Below are 1,916 nucleotides of genomic sequence, written 5' to 3'. Positions count from 1 at the left end.
GCTCAATTCTTCTATCGTGGTTCCCTGAAAACTTAAGAGTATACATTTCGCTCGCTCTCTTACTTGATGATGTTTACTAGCTCGATAAATTCTCTCTAGCATTTTCTGGCTCTCGGGGTTTAGGTCTTTAATCAATCTCATTGTATTTTCCTGCTACTTCGTTTTTTCATGTATTATACTTCTTAATTTTTTATTTGGGTAATTAATTTTGCATGACTACTTAGTATTTTTACCAAGAGTTGCCAAACAATCCGAAACTGGTTTGGAGAAATCATTGCTTATTTCGAGCGAAGGACAACGAAGGTCGGGTCGAGGAAATCAACAATAAACTTAAACTAATAAAACGGCGAGGCTATGGCTTGAGAAACTTTCGGATTTTTTGGTAGTCTATGAGGACTTGAAGGTATCTAATATGGTGAAAAATCCTAAGCTTGCTAAATCTATTTCAGATGCAAGCTTGTCAATGTTCACCAATTGCTTAGACTATTGTGGGAAAATACACGGGAAGTTTGTGATAGCGGTAAATCCACAATATACTAGCCAACAATATTCAAGTTGTGGCAATCCTGTCAAGAAAACATTATCTGTAAGAAGACATATTTGTTCTTGTGGGTGTGTCTTGGATAGAGATAAAAACGCCGCTATAAACATTCTCGCACGGGCAAATACTCTCGGGCGGACAGAAATTCAAGCCCTCGGACAGACTACCCACTGTCTATTAAGTGAAAACCTAATAGATAAGGTAACTGGATGAACAGGGAATCTCTCGCATGAGTGCGATGGGATCGTCAAATGGTTTAGTTATCACTTCTCTTTTTGGGGCGTTGGTTACTTTTGCCTTTCCCATTGAACCCAATGGTAAAAGTTTGGAAAATGTTTAGGACAATGACCACAATGATTAGAAACTATCACGTTCCATTCTGAAGACGAGTCGGAGTGGCGATACCTCGACTTAGTTCAACTATCTGAACGATTACGACTTATGTTAAACATTGACCGCAAAAAGTCCTTGACTATCCGAGTCCCCATGAGGTATTTTATAGTCAGCACAGTGGCAGTGGAGTTCAAAAGACCTCTTGTAAAAATCAAAAATTGTTGTTGGGGTTAGGCTTCGGCCGTGAGATCAGGCTTCGACGGTGAGATCAGCCGAACCGCCGAACGGAGTCAGTAGCCAGTAGTCAGGAGAATTAAGAATGAATAATAATCAGTTAAATGGCTATTTCAGACTTTAGGCCATTTAATCATTATTTTTCCCGTCTTTAAACCCTGAAAAATTAATTATGCAAGAGGTTCAAACTTAAACTGGCCATTAGTTACGGAGATAAATGACAATGAGTCAAACGGAAAATACTACGAGTGTCAAGAAGGATGCTATCGAATCTGTCCTAGCATTTGATGGCATAGACTATTATGTGCAGTTACCCGCAGCTAATACAGATTATTCGCAAGGATTTACCGTAGAAGCTTGGGTGCAGCACAAAAGTTTTCGCTCTCGGTCAAGAATTATGGCTCTTCGTTACTTGGTATGGTTCGATAGGGGGGCATAAATTGACTAAATCCTTATCTGGCAAGAGACTTAATTGATGAGTTCGCTTTAGGTTAAAAACAATTGACAAAAATCGCCAAATGCCTTTCTACATAAGGATTCCATCCCCTATAAACCCAGTTCATCGCATAACACAAACCGAAGAGCCAGAATTATTGCGCCAATTCAAAAATGAAACGCATCAACCTCAAGAGTTGACAAAGAAAGGCTCATCAGGTACTGTCTGATCATTAACAAAAACAAATCAGACCCAAAAACGAAGCCCTCAACATCTTAACATAGAACAAAGAAACTTGCTCTACCAACTTAGTCAGGAGGGAAATTTATCTCAACGGCAAATGGCCGTCTGGCTCGGATGTCATCAAAGCAC

General features: G+C 39.6%; 1 protein-coding gene and 4 pseudogenes. 4 read left to right on the top strand and 1 reads right to left on the bottom strand.

The features are described 5' to 3' along the window. A pseudogene (locus tag IQ224_RS23205) lies at window positions 1-141 on the bottom strand (IS630 family transposase); the annotation flags it as partial. Between the two features lie 81 nt (window positions 142-222). Between IQ224_RS23205 and IQ224_RS23200 the strand changes: the two are divergent. The 4 genes and pseudogenes from IQ224_RS23200 to IQ224_RS23185 all read left to right on the top strand — a co-directional run. After that, window positions 223-386: pseudogene (locus IQ224_RS23200) on the top strand (transposase); the annotation flags it as partial. After that, window positions 371-754: pseudogene (locus IQ224_RS23195) on the top strand (RNA-guided endonuclease InsQ/TnpB family protein); the annotation flags it as partial. The pseudogenes IQ224_RS23200 and IQ224_RS23195, both read left to right, overlap by 16 nt. A gap of 577 nt (window positions 755-1,331) precedes the next feature. Next, the gene (locus tag IQ224_RS23190) at window positions 1,332-1,547 is read left to right on the top strand and encodes a hypothetical protein (RefSeq protein WP_228036367.1); all 216 of its coding nucleotides are present in this window, start codon (window positions 1,332-1,334) and stop codon (window positions 1,545-1,547) included. Window positions 1,548-1,806: 259 nt separating this feature from the next. Then, window positions 1,807-1,916, top strand: a pseudogene (locus IQ224_RS23185) (helix-turn-helix domain-containing protein); the annotation flags it as partial.

This window comes from Microcystis sp. LEGE 00066 (assembly GCF_015207925.1).
Lineage (GTDB): Bacteria > Cyanobacteriota > Cyanobacteriia > Cyanobacteriales > Microcystaceae > Microcystis > Microcystis ichthyoblabe_A.
This window is presented reverse-complemented; position numbering and strand designations above follow the sequence as displayed.